Annotated in this window: 5 protein-coding genes and 1 pseudogene; 5 read left to right on the top strand and 1 reads right to left on the bottom strand. The window is 56.5% G+C overall.

From position 1 onward, the window contains the following. A pseudogene (locus BIS10_RS06695) lies at positions 1-473 on the bottom strand (DNA mismatch repair protein MutS); the annotation flags it as partial. Between the two features lie 121 nt (positions 474-594). On the opposite strand from BIS10_RS06695, the gene BIS10_RS06690 reads away from it, so the two are divergent. The 5 genes from BIS10_RS06690 (at position 595) to BIS10_RS06670 (ending at position 6,960) form a co-directional block, all read left to right on the top strand. After that, the gene (locus BIS10_RS06690) at positions 595-1,119 is read left to right on the top strand and encodes a CinA family protein (RefSeq protein WP_253503662.1); all 525 of its coding nucleotides are present in this window, start codon (positions 595-597) and stop codon (positions 1,117-1,119) included. Between the two features lie 89 nt (positions 1,120-1,208). Next, entirely contained in the window at positions 1,209-2,270 is a 1,062-nt protein-coding gene (gene recA / locus BIS10_RS06685; protein WP_253503660.1) for a recombinase RecA, read from the top strand. A gap of 38 nt (positions 2,271-2,308) precedes the next feature. Further along, the gene (locus BIS10_RS06680) at positions 2,309-2,770 is read left to right on the top strand and encodes a regulatory protein RecX (RefSeq protein ID WP_253503657.1); all 462 of its coding nucleotides are present in this window, start codon (positions 2,309-2,311) and stop codon (positions 2,768-2,770) included. 224 nt (positions 2,771-2,994) lie between these two features. Further along, positions 2,995-5,604 carry an alanine--tRNA ligase gene (gene alaS, locus BIS10_RS06675; RefSeq protein ID WP_253503653.1) on the top strand — a complete coding sequence of 870 codons (2,610 nt, stop codon included), beginning with the start codon at positions 2,995-2,997 and terminating at the stop codon, positions 5,602-5,604. A gap of 105 nt (positions 5,605-5,709) precedes the next feature. After that, the gene (locus BIS10_RS06670) at positions 5,710-6,960 is read left to right on the top strand and encodes an aspartate kinase (RefSeq protein WP_044630003.1); all 1,251 of its coding nucleotides are present in this window, start codon (positions 5,710-5,712) and stop codon (positions 6,958-6,960) included. Positions 6,961-7,110 lie beyond the last annotated feature (150 nt).

The following is a 7,110-nucleotide window of genomic DNA, read 5'->3' as shown; positions in this document are numbered from 1 at the left end:
ACTTCCAGTACGTTGAAACGACCACTGGAGAGCTCCAGCCATGCCAATCCCCAGCCCGCTTTTCCGGGGGCAACGGCCACCAGAACGTTATCTCGCCGAGCATCTAGCAGGGCTTCATCGTGCAGTGTGCCGGGGGTGACGATGCGCACCACCTGACGCTCCACCGGGCCTTTGCTAGTGGCTGGGTCGCCGATTTGCTCGCAAATCGCCACCGACTCACCGCCTGCTACTAAGCGGGCTAAATAACCTTCCGCGCTATGGTAGGGCACCCCGGCCATGGGGATGGGTTTACCCCCCGACTGGCCGCGCTGGGTAAGGGTGATATCCAGCAGCGCAGCGGCGCGTTTAGCGTCATCGAAAAACAGCTCGTAAAAATCCCCCATTCGGTAAAACAGCAGTACCTCGGGGTGCTCGCGCTTGATGTTAAGGTATTGCGCCATCATTGGCGTATGGGCGGGGCTGGCCTGTGACATGGGCGTCCTGATTGAGCGTGGCGCAAGCGGTTGGCCTGCGGCATGTTCGTTGAGCAATTTCGTTGAGAAAGCTAAACGCAGTATTCTACGCTACCCTAAGGTCTTACATGAAGGAGTCACCATGCCCCCCAGCGTTTCCAGCCTCAAGAACCTCGATTTATCGCTGCTTGCCCAGCGGCTGGGGCGGCTTTGCCTTCAGCTTGGCGTTGAAGTGACCGCCGCAGAGTCTTGCACCGGAGGAGGCATTGCCAGTGCGATTACCTCGGCGGCAGGCAGTTCGGCGTACTTTACGGCGGGCTATGTGACCTACTCAAACGCCGCGAAAACCCGCCTGCTGGGTGTGGAGCCTGCCACGCTTGGAGCCCATGGAGCCGTTAGCGAGGCCGTGGTGAAGGCGATGGTGGCGGGAGCCTGCCGTGAAAGCGGGGCTGATTTAGCTGTTGCGGTGAGCGGTGTGGCAGGCCCGGAGGGCGGTAGCGACGAAAAACCGGTAGGTACCGTATGGATTGCCTGGGGCAGTGCTGGACAGCAGCAGGCAGAGTGCTTCCACTTCCCCGGCGACCGCCAAGCGGTGCGGGAGCAGGCGGTGCGCGAAGCGCTGGCGGGTTTGGTGTCGCGGCTGAGCGCTCAGGCACAGAAGAAATAATCGTTAAAGTTGCCGCTGAGGATTTGTTTAGCCGCTAATCTTTGGCATACTACTGGCTAATTATACAGCTTGTTATGAGGAATTTCCGCATGGCTCAGGAAGACAACCGCACAAAAGCGCTTAATGCTGCACTCAGCCAGATTGATCGCCAGTTTGGTAAAGGGACCGTTATGCGCCTTGGCGATGCGCCACGCGTCGTGATGCCGTCTGTCTCCACCGGTTCGCTGGGGCTGGATATTGCACTCGGCATTGGTGGTTTACCGTTTGGTCGTGTCGTCGAAATCTTTGGCCCAGAGTCATCGGGTAAAACCACCCTGACGCTTTCGGTCATTGCTCAAGCGCAAAAGCAGGGCAAAGTGTGTGCTTTCGTCGATGCCGAGCACGCGCTCGACCCCAGCTACGCTGAGAAGCTGGGCGTCAACCTGGACGACCTGCTGGTTTCCCAGCCGGACACCGGTGAACAGGCGCTGGAAATCACCGATATGCTGGTCCGCTCCGGCGGTGTGGATGTGATTATCATCGACTCCGTGGCTGCACTGACTCCGCGTGCGGAAATCGAAGGCGAAATGGGCGACTCCCACGTGGGCCTGCAGGCGCGCTTGATGTCCCAGGCGCTGCGTAAAATCACCGGTAACATCAAAAACGCCAACTGCTTGGTGGTCTTCATCAACCAGATTCGTATGAAGATTGGCGTGATGTTCGGCAGCCCCGAAACCACCACTGGCGGTAACGCGCTGAAGTTTTATGCTAGTGTGCGTTTGGATATTCGCCGCACCGGCTCCGTGAAGTCAGGCGACGAAGTCACCGGCAACGAAACCCGCGTTAAAGTCGTCAAAAACAAGGTGGCACCGCCGTTCCGTCAGGCTGAGTTTCAAATCCTGTATGGCAAAGGTATCTACCACGCGGGTGAGGTTATCGATCTTGGCGTGCAGTGCAGCCTAGTGGACAAAGCAGGCGCTTGGTACAGCTATAAAGGCAACAAGATCGGCCAGGGTAAAGCCAATGCGGCGCAGTACCTGGAAGAGCATCCTGAAATCATGAACGAGATCGAAACCCAGATTCGTGATCAGCTACTGGCCAAGGCGGAGCCGAAGAAGGAAGAAGCGCCTGCCGCTGATGTGGCTACAGATAGCGATGATGATCTGCTTTAAGCCGCTACCTCCATTGCATGTGCTAAGAGGGAAACTCAATGTTTTCCTCTAGTGTGGATGCTTCTGCACGTGAAGTGGCGATTCAACTACTGGCTCGGCGCGAGTATTCTCGCGCCGAGCTGGCGCGTAAGTTACAGCAAAAAACTTTTGATGCCGATGAAATCTCTGCTTGCCTAGATGCCCTGGCCGAGCAGTCGCTGCAGTCCGATGCACGCTTTGCCGAGAGCTTTATACGCTCGCGTATTTCCAGAGGGCAGGGCGTAATTCGCATTAAAGGCGAGCTTCGCCAACGCGGGGTTGACCAGGAAACTCAGGCCGCCGCGCTGGCAGCAGTAGAAGAGCGTGAAGCGGTAGACTGGTTTGAGCTTGCTCGAGAAACGCTGGAAAGGCGTTTTTCCACTCCGGGTGATTCCCCCAAAGAGCGTGCCAAGCGCGAGCGTTTTTTAGCAGCGCGTGGGTTTGATTTTGAGCAAATTCGCTATGCGCTTTCCTGTTTGTAGCCCCGCTCAGGGCTGTCTATAGCCCCGCTCAGGGCTGTTACTGCCCTAGCTTACAGCGGCTTCCCTACTGTTTATTTCTTCTCTGTTTGGGCCGTCTGTTTTGGTTTTGCCACTAACTGCGGCTTTAGTCGTTTGACAACTGCGTTATAATGGTCCCTTTGCGACCCCAGCGGGTGGCGGCGACAGCGCCCTGGGGCATCACGCTTTCTTGTTACGGATACCCTATGAAAAGCGCAGAGATCAGACAGGCCTTTTTAACGTTTTTTGAAGAGCATGGGCACACGGTGGTGCCGTCTAGCTCGCTGGTGCCGGGTAACGACCCGACGCTGCTGTTTACCAATGCGGGCATGGTGCCCTTTAAAGATGTGTTCCTTGGCCGCGACCCGCGCCCCTACGTTCGCGCTACCTCTGCTCAGCGCTGCGTACGTGCAGGCGGTAAGCATAACGACTTAGATAATGTTGGCTACACCGCTCGCCACCACACCTTCTTCGAAATGCTGGGCAACTTCAGCTTTGGCGACTATTTCAAGCGTGACGCCATCCGCTTCGCCTGGACCTTCCTGACTGAAACGCTGGGCCTGCCTAAAGAGAAACTGTGGATCACGGTGCATATCAGCGACGATGAAGCCGAACGCATCTGGAAAGATGAGATCGGTATTGACCCGGAGCGCTTCTCCAAGCTGGATGAAGATAACTTCTGGCAAATGGGCGACACCGGCCCCTGTGGTCCCAGCTCTGAGATCTTCTTTGATCATGGCCCTGAGGTATGGGGTGGCCCGCCCGGAAGCCCGGAAGAGGATGGCGACCGCTACATCGAAATCTGGAACCTCGTTTTCATGCAGTTTGAGCGCGATGCCCAAGGCACGCTCAACCCGCTACCCAAGCCCTCTATCGATACCGGTATGGGCCTAGAGCGCGTGGCGGCGGTGATGCAGGGCGTGCACTCCAACTACGAAATTGATCTGTTCCAGAATCTTCTTAAGGCGGCAGCAGAAGCCACGGGACACAGCGATACCTCCACGCCGTCGCTGCGCGTCATCGCCGACCATATTCGCTCCTGTGCATTCTTAATTGCCGACGGCGTACTGCCCTCCAATGAAGGCCGCGGCTACGTGCTGCGTCGGATTATTCGTCGCGCTATTCGCCACGGCCACAAGCTGGGCGCATCCGAGCCGTTCTTCCACAAACTGGTCTCCGCGCTCGACGCTGAGATGGGCGATGCCTACCCTGATCTGCGCGATGCCAGCGAGCAGATCGCCCGCGTGCTGTTGAAAGAGGAAGAGCAGTTCGCGCGTACGCTAGATCACGGTATGGGCCTGCTCAACGCCGCTCTGGAAGAGCTTCAGGGCGACGTGCTGCCCGGTGAAACTGTGTTCAAGCTGTACGATACCTACGGCTTTCCATTTGATTTAACAGCAGACGTTTGTCGCGAGCGTGAAGTGACGCTGGATGAAGCAGGTTTCCAGCGTGAATTGGAGGCCCAACGCGAGCGTGCACGAGCGGCCAGCCAGTTTGGTGCTGATTACACCGCATCGATTGAGCTGGATGGCGAAACCCAGTTTACCGGCTATGAGTTGCTGGAAGACCAAGCCACCGTCACTGCGATTGTGGATAGCGAGGGCAACGCGCTGGCGGCGCTGGAAGCTGGCCAGAAGGGCACAGTGGTACTGGACCGTACGCCGTTCTACGGAGAGTCCGGTGGCCAGGTCGGTGATACCGGTTACCTGCACGTTGATGGCGGCCGCTTCCAGGTCTCCGATACTCAGAAGCAGAGCGGCCACCACCTTCACCAAGGCGTGATGGTCGAGGGCGCGTTGAACGTAGGTGCCAACGTGCGCGGCGAAGTCGATGCCAGCCTACGCGGCGCGACCATTCGTAATCACTCAGCGACCCACCTGCTGCATAAAGCGCTGCGTATGGTGCTGGGTGACCACGTGCAGCAGAAAGGCTCGCTGGTTAACGCTGAGCGTCTGCGCTTTGACTTCAGCCACTTTGAACCCATGACCGCTGAGCAGCTTGCTGAAGTAGAGCGCATCGTCAATGAGCAGATTTTGGCCAACGCACCGACTAAAATCGAGCAAATGAGCCTAGCGGACGCTAAGGCCAAAGGCGCGGCAGCGCTGTTTGAAGCGAAATACGCGGATAACGTGCGCGTGCTGACCATTGGTGCCGATGACTTCTCGATCGAGCTGTGTGGCGGTACGCATGTTAGCCGCAGTGGCGACATTGGCTGCTGCCACGTGGTCAGCGAAGTAGGTATTGCCTCGGGTGTGCGTCGTATTGAAGCTATCACCGGCGAAAACGCACTGGCGTATTTCCGTGAGCAAGAAGCCCGCGTTCAGCGGATTGGCGAACGCTTAAAAACCAAGCCAGAGCAAGTGGAAGCGCGTGTCGAATCGCTTGTGGAGCGCAACCGCAGTCTGGAGAAAGAGTTAGAGCAGCTCAAAGCGAAACTCGCCAGTGCAGCGGGTAGCGATATGCTCAGCCAAGTGCAGGAAGTGGGCGGCGTGAAGCTGCTGGTAACTGAGTTGGATGGCGTGTCTGGTAAAGATCTGCGCGGCGTATTGGATCAGCTGAAAAACAAGCTAGGCTCTGGCGTGATTATGCTAGCCACTGCCGACAAGGCCGCTGGTAAAGTCAGCCTGATTGCTGGGGTCACTTCTGATTTAACTGGCCGTGTTAAAGCGGGTGAGCTGGTTAATCATGTGGCATCCCAAGTGGGTGGCAAAGGGGGAGGGCGCCCTGATATGGCTCAAGCAGGCGGCAGTCAGCCCGATGCGCTGCCGGATGCGTTGAACAGTGTCCCGGCTTGGTTGGAAAACACACTTCGCTAAATAGAGAGGCCGGTGGCATTATTTGCTACCGGCCTTTTTGCTAGTTAGGAAATTAGCAATAACAATATTCACCTTCCATTCCCGAACGTAAAGGAAAAACGGCATATGGCACTATACGTACAGAAGTTCGGCGGCACTTCGGTGGGCTCTGTCGACCGTATCAAGGCCGTGGCGGAAAAAGTTAAAGGCTTTCGCGACCAGGGCCATCAGGTAGTGGTTGTTGTCTCCGCGATGAGCGGCGAGACCAACCGCCTGACCGAAATGGCCCACGCTCTGAACGAGGACCCCGCCCCGCGTGAAATGGATATGCTGCTCTCGACAGGGGAGCAGGTGACCATTTCCCTACTGGCCATGGCGCTACAGCAAATTGGCGTGTCGGCGACCTCGCACACGGGTGCCCAGGTAGGGATTCATACCGACAGCGCCTACACCAAAGCGCGTATTCAGCGTATTGAAACTGACGATCTCAAATCTGACCTGGATGCAGGGAAGGTCGTGGTGGTCGCTGGTTTCCAAGGCGTAGACGAAGACGGCAATATCACCACGCTGGGGCGTGGCGGCTCTGATACTACCGGCGTGGCGCTTGCTGCCGCCTTGGGTGCTGATGAGTGCCAAATCTATACCGACGTAGACGGTGTTTACACCACGGACCCCCGTGTATGTTCCAAAGCGCAGCGCCTTGAAAGCATCACCGTAGAAGAAATGCTCGAACTCGCTAGTTTGGGCTCCAAAGTGCTGCAAATTCGCGCTGTTGAATTCGCCGGTAAATACAACGTGCCGCTGCGGGTACTGTCTAGCTTTGAAGACGGCCCTGGCACCCTGATTGTTGCAGATTCAGACCAAGACGAGGATTCTATGGAAGAACCGCTAATCTCCGGTATCGCGTTTACCAAAAACGAAGCCAAACTAACCCTGCTGAACACGCCGGATGTACCTGGTGTGGCTTCACGTATTTTGGGACCGATTGCCGACGCGAATATTGAAGTGGATATGATCGTCCAGAACGTTGCACCAGCTGGCGATTACACCGACTTCACCTTCACCGTGGCAAAAGGTGACTATAAAGCCACCAAAAAGCTGCTAGAAGAGACCGTTATTCCTGACCTGGGCGGCGGTGAGCTGCGCGGCGATGACAACATTGCCAAAGTGTCGCTGGTCGGCGTTGGCATGCGCTCTCATGCGGGTGTTGCCTCTAAAATGTTCCGCGTATTGGCCGATGAAAACGTTAATATCCGTATGGTCTCTACTTCAGAAATTAAAATTTCTGTCGTAATTGACGAAAAACATATGGAACTTGCAGTTAACGCCTTACACAAAGCGTTTGGTCTCGATAAGTCCGATATCGAATCTGAATAACAATTGTGGCCTAAACCTTCTACGCTGAAGTTACTCGCTGCCGTGTGGTGGTGAGCTTTCTTTCAACGGGAGGGTAAGGTGTCATAGGGGCCAAAGCCTTTGGTGGCAGGCGTCACCATGCCGCATAATGGCATGGTGACGCCGCTGGCG

This window comes from Halomonas sp. 707B3, from assembly GCF_024158645.1.
In the GTDB taxonomy this organism is placed as follows: domain Bacteria; phylum Pseudomonadota; class Gammaproteobacteria; order Pseudomonadales; family Halomonadaceae; genus Vreelandella; species Vreelandella lionensis.
This window is presented reverse-complemented; position numbering and strand designations above follow the sequence as displayed.

Excerpts from the sequence above, each read along its gene's own strand:
- BIS10_RS06690 (WP_253503662.1), top strand. The coding sequence starts at position 595 with ATGCCCCCCAGCGTTTCCAGCCTCAAGAACCTCGATTTATCGCTGCTT.
- recA (WP_253503660.1), top strand. The coding sequence starts at position 1,209 with ATGGCTCAGGAAGACAACCGCACAAAAGCGCTTAATGCTGCACTCAGC.
- BIS10_RS06680 (WP_253503657.1), top strand. The coding sequence starts at position 2,309 with ATGTTTTCCTCTAGTGTGGATGCTTCTGCACGTGAAGTGGCGATTCAA.
- alaS (WP_253503653.1), top strand. The coding sequence starts at position 2,995 with ATGAAAAGCGCAGAGATCAGACAGGCCTTTTTAACGTTTTTTGAAGAG.
- BIS10_RS06670 (WP_044630003.1), top strand. The coding sequence starts at position 5,710 with ATGGCACTATACGTACAGAAGTTCGGCGGCACTTCGGTGGGCTCTGTC.